Raw genomic sequence first — 23,001 nt, 5'->3', positions numbered from 1 at the left:
GCCACGCTGGTGCTGGGCCTGTGCTGGATGGGGGTGGACATGGCCGGCGCACAGACCACCACGCCGAATGCCGCCGCGCTCTACACCCAGCACTGCGCCGCCTGCCACGGCGAGCAGCGCACCGGTGCCATGGGCCCGGCGCTGCTGCCGGAAAGCCTGGCGCGCCTGCGCCCGGCCGAGGCGCTGACGGTCATCACGCACGGTCGCACCGCCACGCAGATGCCGGGTTTTGCCGAGAAGCTGAGCGCTGCCGACATCGCCGCGCTCGCCGCGCACATCCGCACACCGGTGTCACCCGCGCCCGTGTGGGCCGAGGCGGACATCCGCGCCTCGCGCAGCTTCAACCCTGCACCCGCGGGCGAAGCCGCCAGGCCGTTGTGGAGCGCCGACCCCATGAACCTGTTCGTGGTGGTGGAGGGCGGTGACCACCACATCAGCCTGCTGGATGGCGACAAATTCGAAGTCATCACCCGCTTCCCCAGCCGCTTCGCGCTGCACGGCGGCCCCAAGTTCACGCCCGATGGCCGCTACGTGTTCTTCGGCTCGCGCGACGGCTGGATCACCAAGTACGACCTCTGGCGCCTGCGCGTGGTGGCCGAGGTGCGCGCCGGACTCAACATGCGCAACGTGGCCGTGAGTGGTGATGGGAAGTGGGTCATGGCCGCGAACTACCTGCCGCACAGCGTGGTGCTGTTCGACGCCGACCTGAACCTGCAGAAGACCTACGCCGCCGCCACGCTGGACGGCAAGGCCACCTCGCGCGTCTCGGCCGTCTACGACGCCACGCCACGCCAGAGTTTCGTGGTCGCGCTGAAGGACATTCCCGAACTCTGGGAGATTTCCTACAACCCCCAGGCCGAGCCGATCTACGACGGCCTGGTGCACGACTACCAGATGGGCGAGGCGATCGCCAAGCCGGGCTTCCACGGCGTGCGCCGCACGCCGCTGGACGAACCGCTGGACGATTTCTTCTTCGACCAGAGCTACCGCCATGTGCTCGGCGCCACCCGGCCCAAGTCGGCCGACGGCGCTGCCACCGCACAGGTCGTCAACCTCGACGCGCGCCGAAAGATCGCCGACCTGCCCATCGCCGGCATGCCGCACCTGGGCTCGGGCATCACCTTCGCCTGGAACGGCAGCACCGTGCTGGCGAGTCCGAACCTGAAAGGCGGGGCGATTGACGTGATCGACATGAAGACCTGGAAACCGGTCGCCACCATCCCCACGCCCGGCCCGGGCTTTTTCATGCGCAGCCACGAGAACACGCGCTACGCCTGGACCGATTCGATGATGAGCCCGACCGCCAGGGACACCCTGACCATCATCGACAAGACCACGCTGCAGCCGGTCGCCAGCGTGCGCGAACCGGGCAAGACGCTCGCGCACATCGAGTTCACGAAAGACGGCAGGTACGCCCTGGCCAGCGTGTGGGAGATGGACGGCGCGCTCATCGTCTACGACGCGACCACCTTCAAGGAGGTCCAGCGCCTGCCCATGAGCAAGCCGGTCGGCAAGTACAACGTGTGGAACAAGATCAGCCGCAGTGAAGGTACCTCGCATTGAAGATGAAGAAGCACCCCCTGCGCCGCTTCGCGTCTTCCCCCTCTCCTGCGGGAGGGGGACGCAGCCAGTGGCCCTGCGGAGCCGGTTCCACGGCGGCCCTGGATGGGGCCCGCGCTCCGGACGCGTTGTCGGTTGAACCCCGCCTGGCCGGCGACGGCGTGGTCTGGCTGCTGGTGCTGGCCGAGCTGCTGACTTTCGGCCTGCTGTTCGTGTCGTTCGCGTTCGCGCGCTGGCGGCAGCCCGACGTGTTCGCCCAGGGACAGTCGGCGCTGGACCTGTCCACCGGTGCGATCAACACCCTGCTGCTGGTCCTGGCCAGCTGGGCGGCCGTGCGCGCGGTGCGGGCTTTTGCATCTGATCGGGGCAATGCGGGCGCGAACTGGCTGCTGGTCGCGCTCGCCGGCGCCATCGGCTTCCTGGTGGTCAAGTCGCACGAATTCGCGGACAAGGTGCGGTCCGGATTCGACTGGGCGACCGACGCCTTCACGCTGCTCTACACCTTGCTCACCGGTTTCCATTTCCTGCACGTGGTCGTGGGCGCCATCGTGTTCACGCTGCTCTGGCGCAAGGCGCGGGCCGGCGCCTACGGCCGGGTCAACCACATGGGGCCGGCTTCCGGCGCGGTGTTCTGGCACATGGTGGACCTGCTGTGGATGGTGCTGTTCCCGCTGGTCTACGTCATCCGTTGAAAGGGAAAGGCATGCGGTTCACCAAGGCAGACACCGTGTTCGCAGGGCTGGTGCTGGCCACAGCCGCGAGCTGGTGGCTGGGCGAGGGCGCGGTCGTCAGCGGCCAGTCGCTCGGCACCGCGGCCACGCTCGCGGTGCTGGCACTTTCCGTCTTCAAGGGTGCGCTGATCGCACTCGATTACATGGAACTGCGCACCGCCCCCGCGTTGTGGCGGCGCGTGGTGATGGGCTGGCTGGGGGTGGTGATCGGGCTGATTCTGCTGGTTGGTCTGCTGCCACGGGCCTGACGCCGTTTTGAGCCCAGGCACCGCTGTTGCGGCCATTCCTTGAACCAGTTCAAGGACGATACCTGAGCAAAATAGGAGGATACCGCCATCGCCAACCGATGGAGGGTTCCATGAGCCAGAGTCAAAGCGGGTTTACCAAACAGATGGCCCGCAACATGTTTTACGGAGGCAGCGTGTTTTTCGCGCTGCTGTTTGCGGTGATCGTGTTCGACACGGAAAGCCGTATCCCCGAGCGCTCCAACGCCAAAGCCATCACGCCCGCGGTGGTGGCGGGCAAGAAGATCTGGGAAACGCGCAACTGCATCGGCTGCCACACGCTGCTGGGCGAGGGTGCGTACTTCGCCCCCGAGCTGGGCAACGTCTACCAGCGCCGCGGTGGCGACTTCATCAAGGTCTGGATGCAGGCGCAGCCCACCGGCGCGCCGCACCGCCGCCAGATGCCGCAGTTCAACCTGAGCGAGCAGCAGCTGGGTGACCTGGTCGAGTTCCTCAAATGGACCGGCGAGATCAACACCGAAAACTGGCCGCCGAACATCGAAGGTTGAGAGGAGAAAACAACATGACCATCGCCACACTCAAATACCAGAGCCAGTCGGTCTCCAAGCCCTACTTCATCGCCGCCATGGCGCTGTTCGCGGGCCAGATCCTGTTCGGCATCGGGCTGGGCCTGCAATACGTGATCGGGGATCTGTTCTTCCCCTACATCCCGTTCAACATCGCACGGATGGTGCACACCAACCTGCTGATCGTCTGGCTGTTGTTCGGCTTCATGGGTGCCGCCTATTACATGGTGCCCGAGGAGTCGGAGACCGAGCTCTACAGTCCCTTCCTCGCCAGGCTGCTGTTCTGGGTGTTCCTGGTGGCTGGCTCGCTGACCATCCTGGGCTACCTCACGGTGCCTTACGCCAAGCTCGCCGAACTCACCGGCAACGACCTGCTGCAGACCATGGGGCGCGAGTTCCTGGAGCAGCCGCTGCCGACCAAGGTGGGCATCGTGATCGTGATGCTGGGCTTCCTGTTCAACGTCACCATGACCGTGCTCAAGGGCCGCAAGACCAGCATCTCGGTGGTGCTGCTCATGGGGCTGTGGGGCCTGGCGCTGTTTTTCCTGTTCAGCTTCGTCAACCCGGAAAACCTGGTGCGCGACAAGATGTACTGGTGGTTCGTGGTGCACCTCTGGGTGGAAGGCGTGTGGGAGCTGATCCTGGGGGCGTTGCTGGCCTATGTGCTGATCAAGGTCACCGGCGTGGACCGTGAAGTGATCGACAAGTGGCTGTACGTGATCATCGCCTTCGCGCTGATGACCGGCATCCTGGGCACGGGCCACCACTTCTTCTTCATCGGTCTGCCGGGTTACTGGCAGTGGATCGGTTCGATCTTCTCGGCGATGGAGCCCATTCCCTTCTTCATGATGACGGTGTTCGCCTTCAACATGGTGCAGCGCCGTCGCCGCGACCACCCCAACCAGGCCGCCGTGTTGTGGGCCCTGGGGACCGCCGTCATGGGTTTCCTGGGTGCGGGTCTGTGGGGCTTCGCCCACACCCTGAGCCCGGTCAACTACTACACCCACGGCTCGCAAGTCACCGCCGCCCACGGCCACCTGGCTTTCTACGGCGCCTATGTGCTGGTGGTGATCACGCTGATCAGCTACGCCATGCCCACGCTGCGCGGCCGCATTGCCAACAGCCAGAAGGCCCAGGCCTACGAGATGTGGAGCTTCTGGATCATGACCATCGGCATGAGCATCATGGTGCTGGCCCTCACCGGCGCCGGCATCCTGCAGGTGTGGCTGCAGCGCATGCCCACCGAAGGTGCCATGGGCTTCATGGCCACGCAGGACCAGCTGGCGCTCTTTTACTGGGTGCGCGTGGCCGGTGGCGTGATCTTCCTGCTCGGCCAGTTCACCTACTTCGCCAGCTTCTTCGTCGGCGGCAAACACGTGCTGACCGACAAGGCCGTGACCTCTTCCGGTGGCGGCATGCTCGGCGCCCGCCCGGCCCAGCGCGCCTGAAACCCAGCGGGTGAACACCATGGACCACAGCGACATCCACCGCCTGGCACAGGTGCCGTTCTACGCCGAGCAGGCGGGTGAGGTGGCGCTCTTCGGGCACGCCTTCCGCCAGCGCCTGCCGGTGCTCATCAAGGGCCCCACAGGCTGCGGCAAGACGCGCTTCGTGGAGCACATGGCGGCCCGACTGGGCCGGCCACTCATCACCGTGAGCTGCCACGACGATCTGAGCGCGGCCGACCTCGTGGGCCGCCACCTGATCGGCGAGCAGGGCACGGTGTGGGCCGACGGGCCGCTGGCCCGCGCCGTGCGCAGTGGCGCCATCTGCTACCTCGACGAGGTGGTCGAAGCCCGCAAGGACACCACGGTGGTGCTGCACCCGCTGGCCGACGACCGGCGCGTGCTGCCGATCGAACGTACCGGCGAACAGCTGGTGGCGCCACCCGGATTCATGCTGGTCATCAGCTACAACCCGGGTTACCAGAACCTGCTCAAGAGCCTGAAGCCGAGCACGCGCCAGCGCTTCATCGCCCTGACCTTCGGCTACCCGGAGCCGGCCGTGGAGCGCGCCATCATCGAAGCCGAAACCGGCGTGGATGCCGCGCTGGCCGATCGCCTGGTGCGGCTGGCCACGGCCCTGCGGCGCCTGACCGACCACGACCTCGAAGAAACCGCGAGCACCCGCCTGCTGGTGATGGCCGCGCGCCTGGTCGCCAGCGGCCTGCCGCTGCAGACCGCCTGCCGCGCGGCGATCGTGGACGCCTTGACCGACGATGCCGAAACCGCGGCCGCGCTGGACGAGGTGGTGTTGGCCGTCATGGGCTCGACCGGTTAACCCGTCCTGTTTTGCGGCGGCGGCGTTGCGCTCCCTCCTCTGTTTGTCACACCATGCAACGCCGCCGTCTTTTCTTTCAAATCGGCTTCTTCGCCCTGTTCCTGCTGGCGCCCGCGCTGAACCTGCTGCGCTTCGACCTCAACGAAGCCCAGCTCTGGTTTCTGGGGCAGCGCTGGAGCCTGGGCATCGACGCTTTCAGGGCCGGCGAGATCAGCGCCAACGAGGCCGCGATGCGCATTTTTCTGCGCGCCTTCCTGCCCGCCATCGTGGTGGTTGTGGCCTTTCTGGGCGTGGCCTGGCGCTACGGGCGTCTGTATTGCGGCTGGCTCTGCCCGCACTTCACCCTGGTCGAGACGCTCAACACCGCGCTGCACCGCGCCTGCGGCAAGCTCAGTTTCTGGGACAAACACCGCACCGCCCGCGCGGGGGTAAAGCCCTCGGCCCGCTGGTGGCCGGTGTTTGGCGCGCTGTGCCTGGGTTTCGGTTTCATCTGGGCGATCACGCTGCTGAGCTACCTGCTGCCGCCCGCCACCCTCTGGAGCAACCTGTTCGCGGGCACGCTCACGCCCAACCAGGCGCGTTTTCTCGTCTTGGGCACCGTGGTGTTCACGGCCGAGTTTGCTTTCGCCCGCCACCTGTTCTGCCGCTTCGGTTGCGCCGTGGGGCTTTTCCAGAGTCTGGTCTGGATGGCGAATCCCAAAGGCATGGTGGTCGCGTTCGATCGCGAGCACGCGCGCGACTGCCGCACCTGCAGCACGGCGGCGTACCCCGGCGGCACGGCCTGCGACAACGGCTGCCCGATGCGCCTGCACCCGCGCAACATCAAACGCATGATGTTCTCCTGTGTGCAGTGCGGCCAGTGTCTGGACGCCTGCGATGAAACCCAGACCGCACAAGCGCGCGAACCGCTGCTGGAGTGGAAGCTCGGCGCCGACGCGGTGCGCGAAACCCTGCGCCAACGCAAGGCCGAACTGGAACGCGAACACGCTCCCGCGCCGCTTCGCGCCGTCGCCCCGGGGAGTGGGGTGCCCACCAGCAACCCGGCGAAGACGGTTCTGCGGCGTGCGCCGGATGCGGGTTCTGCGCTGGCAGTGACGGAAACGGAGCATTGAGATGGAAGAATGGGTCGGCCAGCAATGGCACCGTTTCATCCACCGGGCGGCGAGTCGCCAGCACGCGAGCGCCGCCGTGCACCTGCCGGAGGTGCAGCGTGCCATCGGCATGCTGTTCCGCGCCGCCGGTGGCGCGCACGGCGTGCGCCTGGCGCCCGCCACCGACACCCGCAGCGGTGGCCCGCGCGACTGGCTGCAGCGCATCGCCGGCAGCGGCACGCACGCGTCCACCGGCCGGCTGGAGCCCGAGGCGCTGTCGCTGCCGCCCACCGTCGCGGTGTTTGACGACGCGGCATTGAACCGCGCGCTCTACCTCTGGCTGGCGGCGCAGGGCGCCTGCATCGAGGCCACGGGCGACTGGCTCGGCGACAACGTGCGCGCCAGTGCGCAGGTGCTGCACACCTTTCCCGGCCTGGCCGCGCGCCACCAGGATCTGCTGGCGGCCCAGCTCGCGTTGCGGCCCGATCCGGCGCGCCTCAAGGGCGCGGCCGCCGAGGCCGAGCGCGCCGTGCAGCAGGCGCTGCGTGGCGCCTGGCCTGCGGCGCCGTGTGGCCTGCGGCCGGACAACGTGGCGCCGGTCTGGCTCTGGCTGGACGCGGGCGGTGAACCCGTCAGCGCTGTGGCGCGGTCCGATGGGGAGCAGGCACCGGGTGATGCCCGCAAGCCTTCGGCCAGCGACGCGCGTCGCAGACGTGCCCAGGCTGTGAGCGACGAGCGTGACAAGGCGCCGCTGATGATGTTTTTCCGCGCCGAGTCCATCCTGTCCTGGGGCGAGTTTGTCAAGGTCAACCGCGCGAGCGACGACGACCCCGACGACAACGCCGCCGGAGTTGCCAACGACATGGACGTGCTGGCCATCGCGCCCGACGGGCAGAGCACGGCCGCGCGTGTGAAGTTCGACCTCGACCTGCCCAGTGCCGCCGCCGACGACCGCCCGCTCGGCCCCGGCATCCGCCTGCCCGAGTGGGATTTCAGGCGCAACGCGCTGCTGCCGGAACACTGCGCGCTGCAGACCCTGGTGGCCACGCCCGCCGAACCCTATGTGCCCCCGACCGCCTTGCGCACCACGGCCCGGCGCGTGCGCCGCCGGCTGGAAATCCTGCGTGCAGGCACCGGCCGGCAGCGCGCCCAGCCCGAGGGCGATGAGATCGACCTCGACGCCTGGGTGCGCCACCGGGTGGACGCCACCGGCGCGCCACGCAGCGAGAGCCCGGCGGTGTTCACGCGCCGCGTGCGCACCGAGCGCAGCCTGGCCACGCTGCTTCTGGCCGACCTGTCCCTTTCAACGGACGCGTACGCCACGCAGACGGCGCGGGTGATCGACGTGATCCGCGACGCGCTCTACGTGTTCGGCGAAGCGCTCAGCGCCGGCGGCGATCCGTTCGAGATGCTGGGTTTTTCTTCGGTGCGGCGGCAGAACGTGCGCATCCAGCACCTGAAGGGGTTTGACGATCCGTGGAATGCCGCGGTGCGCGACCGCGTGGGGGCGATCAAGCCGGGTTACTACACGCGCATGGGTGCCGCGATCCGCCTGGCCACATTGCGCCTGGGCGAGCGCCCGGAGCGCCAGCGCCTGATGCTGATCCTGACCGACGGCAAACCCAACGACCTGGATGTGTACGAAGGCCGCTACGGCCTGGAAGACACGCGCCACGCGGTGCAGGCCGCGCGCGGGGCCGGTCTCATCCCGTTCTGCATCACCATCGACGAAGCGGCTCACGACTACCTGCCCATGCTGTTTGGCCAGCAGGGCTATGCGCTGGTGCACCGGCCGCAGGACCTGGTGGACCGGTTGACGGGGGTGTACACGCGTTTCATGCGCCAGTCGGCGCGCTGAAAACCACGTCGGGCGGGTACAGTGCGGGGCCGCCATTCCCCACATCACGACCTTGCGCGAAGCGCGCCCCGGCCATGGACATTGCCCAGTTCGACCTGCCCCGTTACCTTTCGATGCTGCCACTGTTTCAGGAAATGAAACCACCCGAGCTGCAGCGCCTGGCCCAGGCCAGCCGGCTGCGCCAGCTGGCCCGCGGCGACGATGTGTTCAACCTCGGTGATCCGTGCAACGAGTTCCACGTCACCGTCACCGGCCAGATCAAGCTGTTCGCCATCTCGCCAGCCGGGCAGGAAAAAATCATCGAGATCGTCGGACCGGGCAACAGCTTCGCCGAAGCGCTGATGTTCACCGACAAGCCCTATTTCATCAACGCGCAGGCGCTCACGGACACCCTGTTGCTCAGCGTGTCCAAGCAAAGCGTGTTGCAGGAGATCGAAAACGATCCGCGTTTCTGCATGCGCATGCTCGCGGGGCTGTCGCGGCGGCTGCATGGTCTCGTGAAAGACGTGCAGGCCTACTCGCTGCACAGTGGCGTGGAGCGGGTCATCGGCTACCTCATGCGCGACCTGCCCGAGGCCGGCAAGGGCGGTGCGGAAGAGTCTGCGCAGCGCGTGACGCTGCCGGTGAGCAAGGCAGCGATTGCCTCGCGCCTGTCCATGACGCCCGAGTACTTCTCGCGCGTGCTGCACGAGCTGGAGGCCAAGGGCCTGATCCTGATTGACAAGCGCGACATCCACATTCCGGACCCGCAGCGGTTGACGCGGTATCCGGTGGATTGACCCCCGCGCCGGCAAGCCTCTTGCAACAGAAGCACTTTCACATTCGAGCGCAGAGCACCCCCGTACACTCCCCGCCATGTTGATTCTTGGATTTGAATCGTCTTGCGACGAAACCGGTGTGGCCCTGGTGGACGCCAGTGGCAGCGCCGTGCCGCGCCTGCTCGGCCATGCGCTGCACAGCCAGATCGAGATGCACCAGGCCTACGGCGGCGTGGTGCCCGAGCTCGCGAGCCGTGACCACATCCGCCGTGTGCTGCCGCTGACCGACGCCGTGCTGGCGCAGGCGGGCCTGCCGCTGTCGGCGGTGGACGCCATTGCCTACACCCGCGGACCGGGCCTGGCCGGTGCGTTGCTGGTCGGTTCGGGCGTGGCGTGTGCGATGGCCATGGCGCTGGGCAAGCCGGTGGTGCCGGTGCACCACCTCGAAGGGCACCTGCTGTCGCCGTTCCTGAGCGCCGACCCGCCCGAGTTTCCGTTTGTGGCGCTGCTGGTGTCGGGTGGTCACACCCAGCTGATGCGGGTGGACGGCGTGGGTCGCTACGAGTTGCTGGGCGAAACCATCGACGACGCGGCCGGCGAGGCCTTCGACAAATCGGCCAAGCTGCTGGGCCTGGGTTACCCCGGCGGCCCGGCGCTGGCGAAGCGGGCGGAGCAGGGCAGCGCCACCGCCTACAAGTTCCCGCGCCCGCTGCTGCACAGCGGCGACCTCGATTTTTCCTTTGCCGGCCTGAAGACGGCGGTGCTGACCCAGGTGAAGCGCCTCGCCCACGCGCGGCCCGAAGGTCCGGCCACGCCGCAATTGGCCGAGGCGCTGGCCGCGCTCCAGATCGCCGACGTGGCCGCCAGCGTGCAGGCCGCCATTGTCGAGGTGCTGGTGAAAAAGTCGCTCGCCGCCACCGAATCCACCGGATTGAAGCGCCTGGTCGTGGCCGGCGGGGTAGGGGCCAACGCGCAGCTGCGCGAACAGCTCAACGCCGCCTGCGCCCGCCGCGGCGTGCGTGTGCACTACCCCGAGCTGCACCTGTGCACCGACAACGGCGCCATGATCGCGCTCGCCGCCGGCCTGCGGTTCCAGGCCGGGCTGCTGCCGGGCGCTGCGCCGACCTACCACTTCGACGTGTGGCCCCGCTGGCCGCTGTCGGCGCTCGGCTGAACACGACGCACGGAACCGGCCCCGGTTGAAATACCCGGGCGGGGTAGTCGTTGTAATTATGAATTACACTGACCAAACCAGTCGCCCAGGCGACACTGGATGCCGAGCAGTCCCGCCGGCAGGTACTGAACAACGGAGACCTTTCCCATGATTTTCACGACCCGTCTGCGCCGCCGCGCGCTGGCCACCGTCCTGCTGGCGGCCACCTGTGCCACGGCTGCGCTGGCCCAGGGCCAGGCAGCTTCCGCTGCCGCCCCCATCCGCATCGGCATGATCGAGGGCCTGTCGGGTCCGTTCGCCAACACCGGTGAGGCGGTGTACCGCAACCTGGTCTGGGCCACCGAGCGCGTCAACGCCCGTGGCGGTGTGAAGCTGCCCGGCGGCAACCGCCCGCTGGTGATCGAACGCTTTGACAGCAAGGGCCAGACCGAAGAGGCCCTGTCGGCCCTGCGCTCGGCCATCGACCGCGACATCACGGTGGTGACCCAGGGCAATTCTTCTGCGGCGGCCTCGGGCCTGATCGACGCCATCAACAAGCACAACGACCGTGACCCCCGGCGCCAGGTGCTGTTCCTCAACTATTCCGCGGTGGACCCGGTGCTGACCAACCAGAACTGCAGCTACTGGCACTTCCGCTTCGACGCCCACGCCGACATGCGCATGACCGCGCTCATGAGTGTGCTGCGCGAGGACAAGGACCTGAAAAGCGTCTACCTGATTGGCCAGGACTACAGCTTTGGCCAGGCCGTGCTGCGCGAAGCCCGCAGCCAGCTGGCCAGCAAGCGGCCCGACGTGAAGATCGTCGGTGACGAGCTGCACCCCATGGCCCGCATCAAGGATTTCGCCCCCTACGCCGCCAAGATCAAGGCCAGCGGTGCGCAGGCCGTGCTGACCGGCAACTGGGGCAACGATCTGACGCTGCTGGTGAAGGCAGCGCGCGAGGCCGGTTTTGACGGCAGCTTCTACACCTTCTACGGCAACGCCCTGGGCGCACCAGCGGCCATCGGCGATGCCGGCATCGGCAAGGTGGTGGCGGTGGCCGACTGGTTCCCCAACGTGCCGACGAAGGAGTCCGAAGCCTTCTACCAGTCGTTCCGCCAGCGTTTCCCCAACCCGGCCGACGACTATGTGCACATGCGCATGCAGCTGATGATCGAGTCGCTGGCGCAGGCCATCGAGCGCGCGGGGTCGGTCAAGGCCGCGGACGTTGCGGTCCAGCTGGAGAGGGCCGAGGTCCAGCTCGCCGGTCAGACCGCGCGCATGCGCGCCGCCGACCACCAGTTCCAGCAAGCGCAGGCCGTGGCCGTGATGGACCGCCAGGGAGCGCCGGGCGTGAAATTCGACGTCGAAGGCTCGGGCTACGGCTTTCGCGTGATCCGCAGCCTGAGCCCGCAGCAGGCGGAGCTGCCACACGCCTGTAACATGTCCCGGCCCTGATCGAGGGTTTGAATCCGGGAGTGCGGTATGCGGGCAGTGGTGGAAGGTCTGGAGGAATCGCGCATTCGCGAATTGGCCAATGAGGGGCTGGGTCGCAACGACGTGCTCAGGTTCTGGTTCGGCGAGAGCGACGAGGTCACGCCGGCGTTCATCCGCGAGGCGGCGATCGCCTCGCTGCAGGCGGGTGAAACCTTCTACGCCCACAACCTCGGCCTGACCGAGCTGCGCCAGGAAATCGCCGTCTACACCCACGGCCTGCATCCGCAGCAAACCACCGACCACTGGTTCGACCGCATCGCGGTCACCTCCGGCGGCGTCAACGGGCTGATGCTGGCTTCGCAGGCGCTGCTGGACGCGGGTGACGAGGTGGTGGTGGTCACGCCCGCCTGGCCCAACCTCGTGGCACAGCCGCAGATCATGGGTGCCCGGGTCAAGACCGTGCCGCTGCAGGTGGTGAAGCAGGGTGCCCAGGCGGGCGCCTGGGCACTGGACATGGCGGCGCTTCTCGCCGCCATCACCCCGGCCACCCGCCTGCTGATCGTCAACGCGCCCAACAACCCCACCGGCTGGACGCTGAGCCGCGACGAGCAGGCCACCATCCTCGCGCACTGCCGCCGCACCGGCACCTGGGTGCTGGCCGACGAGGTGTACGAACGCCTGTATTTCGCGCCGGATTCGCCCAATGGCGCTGCGCCGAGCTTTCTCGATGTGTCCGAACCCGAAGACCGGCTCATCGTCGCGCACAGTTTTTCCAAGAGCTTCCTCATGACCGGCTGGCGCCTGGGCTGGCTGGTGCTGCCCCAGTCGCTGACCCACGCCGTGGGCAAGCTGATCGAGTTCAACACCTCGTGCGCGCCGGTGTTCGTGCAGCGCGCCGCCGCGGTGGCGCTGCTGCGCGGCGCAGAAGTCACACCCGCGCTGGTGGACCACCTGCAGGCCTGCCGCGACACGCTGGTGCCGCTGCTCAAAGCCGTGCCCGGCGTGACGCTGGCCGAACCCAAAGGTGGCATGTACGCCTTTTTTCACCTGCAAGGGCACGACAACTGCCTGGACACCGCCAAGCGCCTGGTGCGCGAAGCTGGGCTGGGCCTGGCGCCCGGCAGCGCCTTCGGTCCCGAGGCCGCCGGCTGGCTGCGCTGGTGTTTTGCCAGCCGCGACCCGCAGCGCCTGGTGCAGGGGGTGGAGCGTTTGCGTGCCTGGCTGGATGCCCAACGTTGAGAACCGCTGGGCTATAATCTGCGGTTGCCATCTTTCCAGATGACAAACCACGCCCGTTGCGGCGGCCGGTGCCGGACCTGTTTCGGAGGACCGGCAGGCTGCGGCGGGACGCATGTAACCCCAAGGAATCCGACATGATCGAAAAATCCATCAAGGCCGCCGTCGTCGCCGACAACGCACGCGCCGCCAACGACACCGGCAGCCCCGAAGTGCAGGTCGCCATCCTGACCGCCCGCATCAACGAACTGATGCCCCACTTCAAGACCCACGCCAAGGACCACCACGGTCGCCGCGGTCTGCTGCGCATGGTGAGCCGTCGCCGCAAGCTGCTGGACTACCTGAAGTCCAAAGATGCTGAGCGCTACATCGCCCTGATCGCGAAACTGGGTCTGCGCAAGTAATTTGGCCCACGCCATGGCACGCAAAACGCCTGAGTTGGTTCGCTGGCTCGGGCGTTTTTTGCTTGTCAGTTCCCGTTTTTGATTCCGGAGCCGCGACAACAGAGCGAAGCTGTGTCATTCCAAAGGTGTTGTACATGTCTCGTGCATGTGCGCTCAGCCCCTCTGGAATGGCATCGTGTTCTGGGTTGCTTTTCCGGGTTTTGTGCAGATTGTCTGCACGCCATGCCACCCCTTGATTCGCGGGTGGTTCATAGGAGAAAACCATGACCATGTTCAACAAAGTCACCAAGACCTTCCAGTGGGGCCCGCACACGGTCACCATGGAAACCGGCGAAATCGCCCGCCAGGCCACCGGCGCCGTGCTGGTCAACATCGATGACACCGTGGTGCTCGCCACCGTGGTCGCCAAGACCGAAGCCAAGGCCGGTCAGGACTTCTTCCCGCTGACGGTGGACTACACCGAAAAATCGTACGCCGCCGGCAAGATCCCCGGCAGCTTCTTCAAGCGCGAAGGCCGCCCCAGCGAACTGGAAACCCTGACCTGCCGCCTGATCGACCGCCCCATTCGCCCGCTGTTCCCTGAAGGCTTCTACAACGAAGTCCAGGTGATCGTGCACGTGGTGAGCCTGAACCCCGAAGTGCAGGCCGATATCGCGGCCATGATCGCCACCTCGGCGGCCCTGTCGGTCAGTGGCATCCCGTTCAACGGCCCCATCGGCGCTGCGCGCGTGGGCTACGTGAATGGCCAGTACGTGCTGAACCCCGGTCAGACCCAGCTCAAGGACAGCCAGCTCGACCTCGTGGTCGCCGGCACCCAGGCCGCTGTGCTGATGGTGGAATCGGAAGCCGATCAGCTGTCAGAAGAAATCATGTTGGGCGCCGTGGTGTTTGGTCACGAGCAGGGCAACATCGCCATCGCCGCGATCAACGAGCTGGTGCGCGATGCCGGCAAGCCGGCCTGGGACTGGCAGCCGCCCGCCAAGGACGAGCCGCTGATCGCCAAGATCGACGAGCTGGCCAAGGCCAAACTCGAAGCCGCCTACCAGATCCGCAACAAGCAGGCCCGTACCCAGGCTTGCCGCAGCGCCTACGCCGACGTGATGGCGGCGCTGAAAGCCGAAGGCGTGGCTTTCGACAGCGTGGCCATCGAAAGCCTGCTGTTCGAGATCGAAGCCAAGATCGTGCGTGGCCAGATCCTGGCCGGCGAACCCCGCATCGACGGTCGCGACACGCGCACCGTGCGCGCCATCGAAATCCGCAACAGCGTGCTGCCCCGCACCCACGGTTCGTCGCTGTTCACCCGCGGTGAAACCCAGGCGCTTGTGGTGGCCACGCTCGGGACCGACCGCGATGCCCAGCGCATCGATGCACTGGCTGGCGAGTACGAAGACCGCTTCATGCTGCACTACAACATGCCTCCCTTCGCCACCGGCGAAGCCGGCCGTTTTGGCTCGCCCAAGCGCCGCGAAATCGGCCACGGCCGCCTGGCCAAGCGCGCGCTGATCGCCGCGCTGCCGACCAAGGAAGACTTTCCCTACACCATGCGCCTGGTCTCGGAAATTACCGAGTCCAACGGTTCCTCGTCGATGGCTTCGGTCTGCGGCGGCTGCCTGGCGCTGATGGACGCTGGCGTGCCCATGAAAGCCCATGTGGCCGGCATCGCCATGGGCCTGATCAAGGATGGCAACCGCTTCGCCGTGCTGACCGACATCCTGGGTGACGAAGACCACCTGGGCGACATGGACTTCAAGGTCGCCGGCACCACCAACGGCATCTCTGCGCTGCAGATGGACATCAAGATCCAGGGCATCACCAAGGAAATCATGCAGGTCGCGCTGGCCCAGGCCAAGGAAGCCCGCATGCACATCCTGGGCAAGATGCAGGAATCCATGGGCGAAGCCAAGACCGAAGTGTCGAATTTCGCGCCCAAGCTGTTCACCATGAAGATCAACCCCGAGAAGATCCGTGACGTGATCGGCAAGGGTGGCGCCGTGATCCGCGCGCTGACCGAAGAAACCGGTTGCCAGATCAACATTGACGAAGACGGCACCATCACCATCGCCGCGACCGAAGCTTCCAAGGCCGATGAAGCCAAGCGCCGCATCGAGCAGATCACCGCCGAAGTCGAAATCGGCAAGGTCTACGAAGGCCCGGTCACCAAGATCCTGGACTTCGGTGCCCTGATCAACCTGCTGCCCGGCAAGGACGGCCTGCTGCACATCAGCCAGATCGCCCACGAGCGCGTCGAGCGTGTGACCGACTACCTGAGCGAAGGCCAGATCGTCAAGGTCAAGGTGCTGGAGACCGACGAAAAGGGCCGCGTCAAGCTGTCCATGAAGGCCCTGATCGACCGCAATGCAGCACCTGCCGAGCAATCTGCTCAGCAGCAACAGCAGCAACAGCAGCAACAGCAGCAACAGCAGCAACAGCAGCAATAAGCGCCGCGAGTCCGAGGTCATGCAAGCGGTTGAGATCAGCGCCTTTGGCGCACCCGAGGTTTTGCGTCTGACGCAGCGTCCGATGCCGGTCGCCGGTGTGGGCGAGGTGCTGATCCGCGTGCGGGCTTCCGGCGTGAACCGGCCCGATGTGCTGCAGCGCAGCGGTGCCTACCCGCCTCCGCCCGGCGCTTCCGACCTGCCCGGCCTGGAAGTGGCCGGCGTGATTGAGGCGGGGGATGCCGATGCACTGGCGTCATCCGGCCTCTCGGTCGGCGACAGGGTGTGTGCGCTGGTGGCAGGTGGCGGGTACGCCGAATACTGTGTGGCTCCTGTCGGTCAGTGCTTGCCGGTGCCGGCGGGCTTCGACGACGTTCAGGCGGCTTCGCTGCCCGAGACTTTCTTCACCGTCTGGAGCAACGTGTTCGACCGGGCGCGGTTGCAGCCGGGCGAAACCCTGTTGATCCAGGGTGGCACCAGCGGCATCGGCGTGACCGCGATCCAGCTGGCGAAAGCCCTGGGCGCGCGCGTGATCGCCACAGCGGGCAGTGACGACAAGTGCGCCGCCTGCCTGGCGCTCGGTGCCGACCACGCCATCAACTACAAGACGCAAGACTTCTCGGCCGTGGCGCGCGAGCTCACGGACGGCAAAGGCGTCGACGTCATTCTGGACATGGTCGCTGGCAGCTATGTGGCGCGCGAGGTCGAGTGCCTGGCCGAAGACGGTCGTCTCGTGATCATTGCGGTGCAGGGCGGCGTCAAGGCCGAGTTCAACGCCGGTCTGGTGCTGCGTCGCCGCCTGGTCATCACCGGCTCGACGCTGCGTCCTCGTCCGGTGGCGTTCAAGGAGGCCATTGCAGCCTCGCTGCGCGAGAAGGTCTGGCCGTTGCTGGAACAGGGGCGCATTGAGCCCATCATCCACAGTGTGTTTGGCGCGGCCCGTGCGGCCGAGGCACATGCCCTGATGGAGAGCAACCAGCACATTGGCAAGATCGTCCTCACCTGGGCTTGAGACTCAAGGAGACCATGATGAAAAAACTGATCGCAGGCAACTGGAAAATGAACGGCTCGCTGGCCGCCAACGAAGCGCTGGTCAAGGCCATGCTCGACGGCCTGCAGGGCAGCGAACCCGCGGCCGACATGGCGCTGTGCGTGCCCGCACCCTATCTGGCCCAATTGCAGTCGCTTTTGCAGGGCAGTCCCGTCGCCTGGGGCGCGCAGGACGTGTCGGCCCACGAGCAGGGTGCCTTCACCGGCGAGGTGAGTGTGGCCATGCTGAAGGATTTCGGTTGCCGCTACGCCATTGTTGGCCATTCGGAGCGCCGCCAGTACCACGGTGAGACGGACGAGGTCGTTGCGGCCAAAGCTCAACGTGCATTGGCCGCTGGCGTCACGCCCATCGTGTGCGTGGGTGAAACCCTGGCGCAGCGCGAAGCCGGTGAGACCGAGGCCGTGGTCAAACGCCAGCTTGCCGCAGCGATTCACACGGTGGGGCACTGCATCACCGAAATCGTTGTCGCTTACGAGCCCGTCTGGGCCATCGGCACGGGCAAGACCGCCACGCCCGAGATGGCGCAAGCGGTGCACGCGGTTCTGCGTTCCCAGCTCGCTGCGGCCACCACCCATCCCAAGCGGGTGCACATCCTTTACGGCGGCAGCATGAACGCTGCCAACGCCGCCAGCCTGCTGGCGCAGCCCGACATTGACGGCGGTCTGATCGGTGGTGCATCGCTCAAGGCGGCCGATTTCCTTCAAATCGTGGCATCGGCTCGCTGAGCGCCGTCCACGACCTTTCCCTTCCGGAGAAACACATGAACGTTTTGTTGACCATTCTTCAGGCGGTGCAGATCCTGGCCGCCATCGGCATGATCGGCCTGATCCTGATGCAGCACGGCAAGGGCGCCGATGCGGGTGCGGCCTTCGGTGGTGGCGCTGGCTCGGCCAGTCTGTTCGGCGCGTCGGGAGGTGCGAACTTCCTGTCACGCACCACCGCTGTTCTTGCAGCGATCTTCCTGGCCTGCACCCTGGGGCTGGCCTATTTTGGCAACCTGCGCACCGCTGCGCCGTCGTCGGGCAGCGTGCTGGAGGGTGCCGTTCCAGTGCAGCAGCCCGCTGCACAACAGATTCCCGCGGGCACCGATGTGCCTGCCACAGCCGCTCCAGCCGAAGCGCCGGCGACAGGTGCTGCGCAGATCCCCGGAAAATAACCGGGGGGAGTACAACAGGCCCGGATCCCGCGCCGTGCCTGTGTTTTTGCGCTGCAGCAAATCAACCCTTTCCTTTTGAAAATCCGATGCACCCTCCCGAAAAGGGGGGTGTTTCAGGGTAAACTCTATGGGTTGTCAGCAAGGCTCACACGGTCCCTCGTGAGCCAGACAATGCAGACCCAGCCGACGTGGTGAAATTGGTAGACACGCTATCTTGAGGGGGTAGTGGCGAAAGCTGTGCGAGTTCGAGTCTCGCCGTCGGCACCAATCTTTGGACAACATGGCCCATGAGCCATGTCAGTGGAACTTACCCAAGATGAGTCTCGAACAATACCTTCCCGTGCTCTTGTTCATTCTGGTGGGTATTGCCGTCGGGATCATCCCGCAGGTTCTGGGCTACATCCTCGGCCCCAACCGCCCGGACGCGGAAAAAAATTCCCCCTACGAGTGCGGCTTCGAAGCCTTCGAAGACGCGCGCATGAAGTTCGATGTGCGCTACTACCTGGTGGCCATCCTCTTCATTCTTTTTGACCTCGAGATTGCGTTCCTCATCCCTTGGGCGGTGGCCTTTGCCGACATCGGTGCCACCGGCTTCTGGGCGGGTGTGGTGTTCCTGGCGATTCTGGTCGTGGGCTTTGCCTACGAATGGAAAAAAGGCGCTCTGGACTGGGAATGACCGCGGTCTGCGGGTTCGGTATAGCGCGTCACGCCCTGAGCGGGTGCATTGGAGCAGCACATGATTGAAGGTGTTTTCAAGGAAGGCTTCGTCACCACCAGCTACGACTCGGTGGTGAACTGGGCCAAGACCGGATCGTTGTGGCCCATGACCTTTGGTCTCGCCTGCTGCGCGGTCGAGATGATGCATGCGGCCGCCGCGCGCTACGACATCGGGCGCTTCGGCGCCGAGGTGTTTCGCGCCAGTCCGCGCCAGTCCGATCTGATGATCGTCGCGGGCACGCTGTGCAACAAGATGGCGCCCGCCCTGCGCAAGGTGTACGACCAGATGGCCGAGCCGCGCTGGGTTCTGTCCATGGGTTCTTGCGCCAACGGCGGTGGTTATTACCACTACAGCTACTCGGTGGTGCGTGGCTGCGACCGGATCGTGCCGGTCGACGTGTACGTGCCCGGCTGCCCGCCGACTGCAGAAGCCTTGCTGTACGGGATCATCCAGCTGCAGCAGAAGATCCGTCGCACCAACACCATCGCGCGCGCCTGAGCGCCGCACCGGCCCACAGGCTTCAGTCAGAAAGACGGTCCATGAGCGAAACCGCCACCCTTTACGCCACCAGTCCCGAAGTGTTGAAGAACACCCTCGCCGCCTTGCTGGGTGAGCGCGTGCAGTCCCTTGATGTCGAGCGGGATGAGCTCACCCTGGTCGTGGCCGCGTCGGACTATCTGGCTGCCATGCAGACCCTGCGCGACGCGCCTGAGGCGCGTTTTGAGCAGTTGATCGACCTGTGCGGCATGGACTACCAGACCTACGGCGATGGTCGCTGGGAAGGTCCGCGTTTTGCTGCGGTGGTGCACTTGCTGTCGGTCAGTCTGAACCAGCGGGTGCGGGTGCGGGTGTTCTGTCCGGAAGATGACTTCCCCGTGATTGATTCCGTGACCTCGCTCTGGGCATCGGCCAACTGGTACGAGCGTGAGGCGTTTGACCTGTACGGCATCGTGTTCGAGGGGCACAACGACCTGCGCCGCATCCTGACCGATTACGGCTTCATCGGGCATCCCTTCCGCAAGGACTTTCCGCTCTCCGGTCATGTGGAGATGCGCTACGACGCCGAGCGCGCGCGGGTGGTTTACGAACCTGTCACGATCGAGCCGCGTGAAGTCACGCCGCGCGTGATCCGCGAAGACAACTACGGAGGCCTGCACTGAAATGGCCGAAATCAAGAACTACACCCTGAACCTCGGGCCGCAGCACCCCGCTGCGCATGGCGTGTTGCGCCTGGTGCTGGAACTCGATGGCGAAGTCGTGCAACGCGCCGACCCGCACATCGGCCTGCTGCACCGCGCCACCGAAAAGCTCGCCGAGCACAAGACCTTCATCCAGTCGCTGCCCTACATGGACCGGCTGGACTACGTGTCGATGATGTGCAACGAGCATGCCTACTGCCTGGCCATCGAGAAGCTGCTGGGCATCGAGGTGCCGATCCGTGCGCAGTACATCCGTGTGATGTTCAGCGAGATCACCCGACTGCTCAACCACCTGATGTGGCTGGGCTCGCACGGCAACGACTGCGGCAGCTCGACCATCCTGATCTACGCGTTCCGCGAGCGTGAAGACCTGTTCGACATGTACGAGGCGGTTTCGGGTGCTCGCATGCACGCGGCCTACTTCCGTCCGGGCGGTGTCTACCGCGACCTGCCGGACACGATGCCGCAGTACCGGCACAGCAAGATCCGCAACGCCAAGGCGATGGCCGAGCTGAACACGAACCGCCAGGGTTCCTTGCTCGACTTCATTGACGACTTCACCCAGCGTTTCCCGACTTACCTGGCCGAGTACCACACGTTGCTGACCGATAACCGTATCTGGAAACAGCGCACCGTCGGCATCGGCGTGGTGACGCCCGAGCGGGCGCTCAACCTGGGCATGACCGGCCCCATGCTGCGCGGCTCCGGCATCGCCTGGGACCTGCGCAAGAAGCAGCCGTACGAGGTCTACGACCGCATGGACTTCGACATTCCTGTGGGTAAGACGGGCGACACCTACGACCGCTACCTCGTCCGCATGGAGGAAATGAAGCAGTCCAACCGCATCATCAAGCAGTGCGTGGACTGGCTGCGTGCCAACCCGGGTCCGGTGATCACCGACAACCACAAGGTGGCACCGCCCTCGCGCGAGGCCATGAAGTCGAGCATGGAGGAGCTGATCCACCACTTCAAGCTCTTCACCGAAGGCTTCCATGTGCCCGAAGGCGAGGCCTATGCCGCCGTAGAGCACCCCAAGGGTGAGTTCGGCATCTACCTCGTGAGCGACGGCGCCAACAAGCCCTACCGCCTGAAGATCCGTGCCCCGGGTTTCGCCCACCTGTCCACCATGGACGAGATGGCCAAGGGCCACATGCTGGCCGACGCGGTCGCCATCATCGGCACCATGGACATCGTTTTTGGAGAGATTGACCGATGATCTCTGAGCACAAGACCCCCAGCGGCGCCGTCCAGGCGATGAAGCTGTCCGAAGCCACGCTGGCGCGTTTCGCCCGCGAAGTGGCCAAGTACCCGGCCGAGCAGGCGCAGTCGGCCGTGATGGCCTGTCTGTCCATCGTGCAGCAAGAGCAGGGTCATGTCGCCCTCGAAGCCGAGAAGGCGATTGCCGACTACCTCGGCATGCCGGTCATGGCCGTGCACGAGGTCACGACCTTCTACAACATGTACAACCAGCGGCCGGTGGGCAAGTTCAAGCTCAACGTCTGCACCAACCTGCCCTGCCTGTTGCGCGACGGCGGCAAGGCGCTGGCGCATCTGGAGCACAAGCTCGGCGTGCAAATGGGTGGAACGACGGCCGATGGCCTCTTCACCCTGCAACAGAGCGAATGCCTGGGCGCGTGTGCCGATTCACCGGTGATGCTGGTGAATGACCGCCACATGTGCAGCTTCATGAGCAACGAGAAGCTCGATCAGCTGGTCGACGGCCTGAAGGCCGCAGAGGGCAAAGCATGAACGCAGAACAGGTGATTTCGCAGTTCAGCGCCACCGGCGTGCAGACCTGTTTCCACGGCCGTCACATCGAACCGCAGATCTACAAGGATCTGAACGGCAGCAACTGGTCACTGAAGGACTACGAAGCGCGCGGTGGCTACCAGGCCCTGCGCAAGATCCTGGGTCAGGATGGTTCGGCACCGAACCCCGAAACTGGCGTGGCCGGCATGACGCAGGATCAGGTGATCGCCACCGTCAAGGAATCGGCCCTGCGCGGGCGTGGCGGCGCGGGTTTTCCGAGCGGCTTGAAGTGGAGTTTCATGCCCCGCCAGTTCCCGGGCCAGAAGTACCTGGTCTGCAACTCGGACGAAGGTGAGCCGGGCACCTGCAAGGACCGCGACATCCTGATGTTCAACCCGCACATCGTCATCGAAGGCATGGCGATCGCGGCGTACGCCATGGGCATCAGCGTCGGCTACAACTACATCCACGGCGAAATCTTCGAAGTCTACGAACGCTTCGAAGCCGCACTGGAAGAGGCCCGCGCTGCCGGCTACCTGGGCAACAACATCATGGGCAGCAACTTCAGCTTCCAGCTGCACGCTTTCCACGGATTTGGTGCCTACATCTGCGGTGAAGAAACCGCGCTGCTCGAATCGCTGGAGGGCAAGAAGGGCCAGCCGCGCTTCAAGCCGCCGTTCCCGGCCAGCTTCGGCCTGTACGGCAAGCCGACCACGATCAACAACACCGAGACCTTCGCTGCGGTGCCCTGGATCATCCGCAACGGAGGCTCGGCCTACCTGGAATGCGGCAAGCCCAACAACGGCGGCACCAAGATCTTCTCGGTCAGCGGCGACGTCAACCTGCCCGGCAACTACGAAGTGCCCATGGGCACGCCGTTCGCCAAGCTGCTGGAGCTCGCCGGCGGTGTGCGCACAGGACGCCAGCTCAAGGCTGTGATCCCTGGTGGGTCGTCTTCGCCCGTGTTGCCCGCGTCCATCATCATGGACTGCACCATGGACTACGACTCGATCGCCAAGGCCGGCTCCATGCTGGGCTCGGGCGCCGTGATCGTGATGGACGATTCGCGCTGCATGGTGGAGTCGCTCAAGCGGCTGTCGTACTTCTACATGCACGAGTCCTGCGGGCAGTGCACACCCTGCCGTGAAGGCACGGGCTGGCTCTGGCGCCTGGTGGACAAGATCCACCGCGGCGAAGCGAAACCCACGGACATGGCACTGCTGGACAACGTGGCCGAGAACATCATGGGCCGCACCATCTGCGCCCTGGGTGATGCAGCCGCCATGCCGGTGCGCGCCATGCTCAAGCATTTCCGGCCCGAGTTCGCGGCCATGATCAAGGCCGACGCGGCCGCTACACACACCGTCTGACCCG

General features: G+C 65.8%; 23 protein-coding genes and 1 tRNA gene. All 24 read left to right on the top strand.

The window, feature by feature from the left end; genetic code table 11:
- The first annotated feature begins 27 nt into the window (after nt 1-27).
- The 24 genes from AC23D4_RS08005 (at nt 28) to nuoF (ending at nt 22,997) form a co-directional block, all read left to right on the top strand.
- On the top strand, nt 28-1,563 hold the full coding sequence (locus AC23D4_RS08005; RefSeq protein ID WP_472889633.1) for a cytochrome D1 domain-containing protein: 1,536 nt from the start codon (nt 28-30) through the stop codon (nt 1,561-1,563).
- 2 nt (nt 1,564-1,565) lie between these two features.
- A complete protein-coding gene (locus tag AC23D4_RS08000) occupies nt 1,566-2,252 on the top strand; it encodes a cytochrome c oxidase subunit 3 (RefSeq protein WP_472889575.1) in 687 nt (228 codons plus the stop codon).
- A gap of 11 nt (nt 2,253-2,263) precedes the next feature.
- Nucleotides 2,264-2,539, top strand: coding sequence for a cytochrome C oxidase subunit IV family protein (locus tag AC23D4_RS07995; protein WP_472889576.1), 276 nt, complete (start codon nt 2,264-2,266; stop codon nt 2,537-2,539).
- Nucleotides 2,540-2,649: 110 nt separating this feature from the next.
- A complete protein-coding gene (locus AC23D4_RS07990; RefSeq protein WP_472889577.1) occupies nt 2,650-3,084 on the top strand; it encodes a c-type cytochrome in 435 nt (144 codons plus the stop codon).
- 14 nt (nt 3,085-3,098) lie between these two features.
- Nucleotides 3,099-4,550, top strand: coding sequence for a cbb3-type cytochrome c oxidase subunit I (locus tag AC23D4_RS07985; protein WP_472889578.1), 1,452 nt, complete (start codon nt 3,099-3,101; stop codon nt 4,548-4,550).
- Nucleotides 4,551-4,569: 19 nt separating this feature from the next.
- Nucleotides 4,570-5,382, top strand: coding sequence for a CbbQ/NirQ/NorQ/GpvN family protein (locus AC23D4_RS07980; protein ID WP_472889579.1), 813 nt, complete (start codon nt 4,570-4,572; stop codon nt 5,380-5,382).
- Nucleotides 5,383-5,435: 53 nt separating this feature from the next.
- Entirely contained in the window at nt 5,436-6,494 is a 1,059-nt protein-coding gene (locus AC23D4_RS07975) for a 4Fe-4S binding protein (protein ID WP_472889580.1), read from the top strand.
- A gap of 1 nt (nt 6,495) precedes the next feature.
- A complete protein-coding gene (locus AC23D4_RS07970) occupies nt 6,496-8,331 on the top strand; it encodes a nitric oxide reductase activation protein NorD (RefSeq protein WP_472889581.1) in 1,836 nt (611 codons plus the stop codon).
- Between the two features lie 74 nt (nt 8,332-8,405).
- Complete coding sequence (locus AC23D4_RS07965) at nt 8,406-9,110, top strand: Crp/Fnr family transcriptional regulator (RefSeq protein ID WP_472889582.1); 705 nt, start codon at nt 8,406-8,408, stop codon at nt 9,108-9,110.
- Between the two features lie 76 nt (nt 9,111-9,186).
- Nucleotides 9,187-10,263: a tRNA (adenosine(37)-N6)-threonylcarbamoyltransferase complex transferase subunit TsaD gene (gene tsaD / locus AC23D4_RS07960; RefSeq protein ID WP_472889583.1), complete on the top strand. Its 1,077-nt coding sequence runs from the start codon at nt 9,187-9,189 to the stop codon at nt 10,261-10,263.
- 147 nt (nt 10,264-10,410) lie between these two features.
- The gene (locus tag AC23D4_RS07955) at nt 10,411-11,700 is read left to right on the top strand and encodes a branched-chain amino acid ABC transporter substrate-binding protein (protein WP_472889584.1); all 1,290 of its coding nucleotides are present in this window, start codon (nt 10,411-10,413) and stop codon (nt 11,698-11,700) included.
- 27 nt (nt 11,701-11,727) lie between these two features.
- Nucleotides 11,728-12,918 (top strand): pyridoxal phosphate-dependent aminotransferase, encoded by a 1,191-nt coding sequence (locus tag AC23D4_RS07950; RefSeq protein WP_472889585.1) that lies wholly within the window; start codon nt 11,728-11,730, stop codon nt 12,916-12,918.
- Between the two features lie 134 nt (nt 12,919-13,052).
- On the top strand, nt 13,053-13,319 hold the full coding sequence (gene rpsO, locus AC23D4_RS07945) for a 30S ribosomal protein S15 (protein WP_472889586.1): 267 nt from the start codon (nt 13,053-13,055) through the stop codon (nt 13,317-13,319).
- A gap of 263 nt (nt 13,320-13,582) precedes the next feature.
- A complete protein-coding gene (gene pnp, locus AC23D4_RS07940) occupies nt 13,583-15,757 on the top strand; it encodes a polyribonucleotide nucleotidyltransferase (RefSeq protein WP_472889587.1) in 2,175 nt (724 codons plus the stop codon).
- A 19-nt stretch (nt 15,758-15,776) separates the two neighbouring features.
- Entirely contained in the window at nt 15,777-16,766 is a 990-nt protein-coding gene (locus AC23D4_RS07935; protein ID WP_472889588.1) for an NAD(P)H-quinone oxidoreductase, read from the top strand.
- Nucleotides 16,767-16,780: 14 nt separating this feature from the next.
- On the top strand, nt 16,781-17,530 hold the full coding sequence (gene tpiA / locus AC23D4_RS07930) for a triose-phosphate isomerase (RefSeq protein WP_472889589.1): 750 nt from the start codon (nt 16,781-16,783) through the stop codon (nt 17,528-17,530).
- Between the two features lie 35 nt (nt 17,531-17,565).
- The gene (gene secG / locus AC23D4_RS07925; RefSeq protein WP_472889590.1) at nt 17,566-17,961 is read left to right on the top strand and encodes a preprotein translocase subunit SecG; all 396 of its coding nucleotides are present in this window, start codon (nt 17,566-17,568) and stop codon (nt 17,959-17,961) included.
- A gap of 182 nt (nt 17,962-18,143) precedes the next feature.
- Nucleotides 18,144-18,228: transfer RNA gene (locus tag AC23D4_RS07920), tRNA-Leu, on the top strand.
- Nucleotides 18,229-18,277: 49 nt separating this feature from the next.
- The gene (locus AC23D4_RS07915) at nt 18,278-18,637 is read left to right on the top strand and encodes an NADH-quinone oxidoreductase subunit A (RefSeq protein ID WP_305362421.1); all 360 of its coding nucleotides are present in this window, start codon (nt 18,278-18,280) and stop codon (nt 18,635-18,637) included.
- A gap of 60 nt (nt 18,638-18,697) precedes the next feature.
- On the top strand, nt 18,698-19,177 hold the full coding sequence (locus tag AC23D4_RS07910; protein WP_472889591.1) for a NuoB/complex I 20 kDa subunit family protein: 480 nt from the start codon (nt 18,698-18,700) through the stop codon (nt 19,175-19,177).
- A gap of 41 nt (nt 19,178-19,218) precedes the next feature.
- Entirely contained in the window at nt 19,219-19,839 is a 621-nt protein-coding gene (locus tag AC23D4_RS07905; RefSeq protein WP_472889592.1) for an NADH-quinone oxidoreductase subunit C, read from the top strand.
- Between the two features lies 1 nt (nt 19,840).
- Nucleotides 19,841-21,094: an NADH-quinone oxidoreductase subunit D gene (locus AC23D4_RS07900; protein ID WP_472889593.1), complete on the top strand. Its 1,254-nt coding sequence runs from the start codon at nt 19,841-19,843 to the stop codon at nt 21,092-21,094.
- Nucleotides 21,091-21,627 carry an NADH-quinone oxidoreductase subunit NuoE gene (gene nuoE, locus AC23D4_RS07895; RefSeq protein ID WP_472889594.1) on the top strand — a complete coding sequence of 179 codons (537 nt, stop codon included), beginning with the start codon at nt 21,091-21,093 and terminating at the stop codon, nt 21,625-21,627. The genes AC23D4_RS07900 and nuoE overlap by 4 nt, the downstream gene beginning before the upstream one ends.
- Nucleotides 21,624-22,997, top strand: a complete 1,374-nt coding sequence (gene nuoF / locus AC23D4_RS07890; protein ID WP_472889595.1) for an NADH-quinone oxidoreductase subunit NuoF — start codon at nt 21,624-21,626, stop codon at nt 22,995-22,997. Before nuoE ends, nuoF begins: the two co-directional genes overlap by 4 nt.
- Nucleotides 22,998-23,001: the final 4 nt, after the last annotated feature.

Source organism: Hydrogenophaga sp. L76, from assembly GCF_057654755.1.
This window is presented reverse-complemented; position numbering and strand designations above follow the sequence as displayed.

What these genes read in the sequence shown, in the direction of transcription:
- AC23D4_RS08005 (WP_472889633.1), top strand. Translation starts at nt 28, where the DNA reads ATGGGGGTGGACATGGCCGGCGCACAGACCACCACGCCGAATGCCGCC.
- AC23D4_RS08000 (WP_472889575.1), top strand. Translation starts at nt 1,566, where the DNA reads ATGAAGAAGCACCCCCTGCGCCGCTTCGCGTCTTCCCCCTCTCCTGCG.
- AC23D4_RS07995 (WP_472889576.1), top strand. Translation starts at nt 2,264, where the DNA reads ATGCGGTTCACCAAGGCAGACACCGTGTTCGCAGGGCTGGTGCTGGCC.
- AC23D4_RS07990 (WP_472889577.1), top strand. Translation starts at nt 2,650, where the DNA reads ATGAGCCAGAGTCAAAGCGGGTTTACCAAACAGATGGCCCGCAACATG.
- AC23D4_RS07985 (WP_472889578.1), top strand. Translation starts at nt 3,099, where the DNA reads ATGACCATCGCCACACTCAAATACCAGAGCCAGTCGGTCTCCAAGCCC.
- AC23D4_RS07980 (WP_472889579.1), top strand. Translation starts at nt 4,570, where the DNA reads ATGGACCACAGCGACATCCACCGCCTGGCACAGGTGCCGTTCTACGCC.
- AC23D4_RS07975 (WP_472889580.1), top strand. Translation starts at nt 5,436, where the DNA reads ATGCAACGCCGCCGTCTTTTCTTTCAAATCGGCTTCTTCGCCCTGTTC.
- AC23D4_RS07970 (WP_472889581.1), top strand. Translation starts at nt 6,496, where the DNA reads ATGGAAGAATGGGTCGGCCAGCAATGGCACCGTTTCATCCACCGGGCG.
- AC23D4_RS07965 (WP_472889582.1), top strand. Translation starts at nt 8,406, where the DNA reads ATGGACATTGCCCAGTTCGACCTGCCCCGTTACCTTTCGATGCTGCCA.
- tsaD (WP_472889583.1), top strand. Translation starts at nt 9,187, where the DNA reads ATGTTGATTCTTGGATTTGAATCGTCTTGCGACGAAACCGGTGTGGCC.
- AC23D4_RS07955 (WP_472889584.1), top strand. Translation starts at nt 10,411, where the DNA reads ATGATTTTCACGACCCGTCTGCGCCGCCGCGCGCTGGCCACCGTCCTG.
- AC23D4_RS07950 (WP_472889585.1), top strand. Translation starts at nt 11,728, where the DNA reads ATGCGGGCAGTGGTGGAAGGTCTGGAGGAATCGCGCATTCGCGAATTG.
- rpsO (WP_472889586.1), top strand. Translation starts at nt 13,053, where the DNA reads ATGATCGAAAAATCCATCAAGGCCGCCGTCGTCGCCGACAACGCACGC.
- pnp (WP_472889587.1), top strand. Translation starts at nt 13,583, where the DNA reads ATGACCATGTTCAACAAAGTCACCAAGACCTTCCAGTGGGGCCCGCAC.
- AC23D4_RS07935 (WP_472889588.1), top strand. Translation starts at nt 15,777, where the DNA reads ATGCAAGCGGTTGAGATCAGCGCCTTTGGCGCACCCGAGGTTTTGCGT.
- tpiA (WP_472889589.1), top strand. Translation starts at nt 16,781, where the DNA reads ATGATGAAAAAACTGATCGCAGGCAACTGGAAAATGAACGGCTCGCTG.
- secG (WP_472889590.1), top strand. Translation starts at nt 17,566, where the DNA reads ATGAACGTTTTGTTGACCATTCTTCAGGCGGTGCAGATCCTGGCCGCC.
- AC23D4_RS07915 (WP_305362421.1), top strand. Translation starts at nt 18,278, where the DNA reads ATGAGTCTCGAACAATACCTTCCCGTGCTCTTGTTCATTCTGGTGGGT.
- AC23D4_RS07910 (WP_472889591.1), top strand. Translation starts at nt 18,698, where the DNA reads ATGATTGAAGGTGTTTTCAAGGAAGGCTTCGTCACCACCAGCTACGAC.
- AC23D4_RS07905 (WP_472889592.1), top strand. Translation starts at nt 19,219, where the DNA reads ATGAGCGAAACCGCCACCCTTTACGCCACCAGTCCCGAAGTGTTGAAG.
- AC23D4_RS07900 (WP_472889593.1), top strand. Translation starts at nt 19,841, where the DNA reads ATGGCCGAAATCAAGAACTACACCCTGAACCTCGGGCCGCAGCACCCC.
- nuoE (WP_472889594.1), top strand. Translation starts at nt 21,091, where the DNA reads ATGATCTCTGAGCACAAGACCCCCAGCGGCGCCGTCCAGGCGATGAAG.
- nuoF (WP_472889595.1), top strand. Translation starts at nt 21,624, where the DNA reads ATGAACGCAGAACAGGTGATTTCGCAGTTCAGCGCCACCGGCGTGCAG.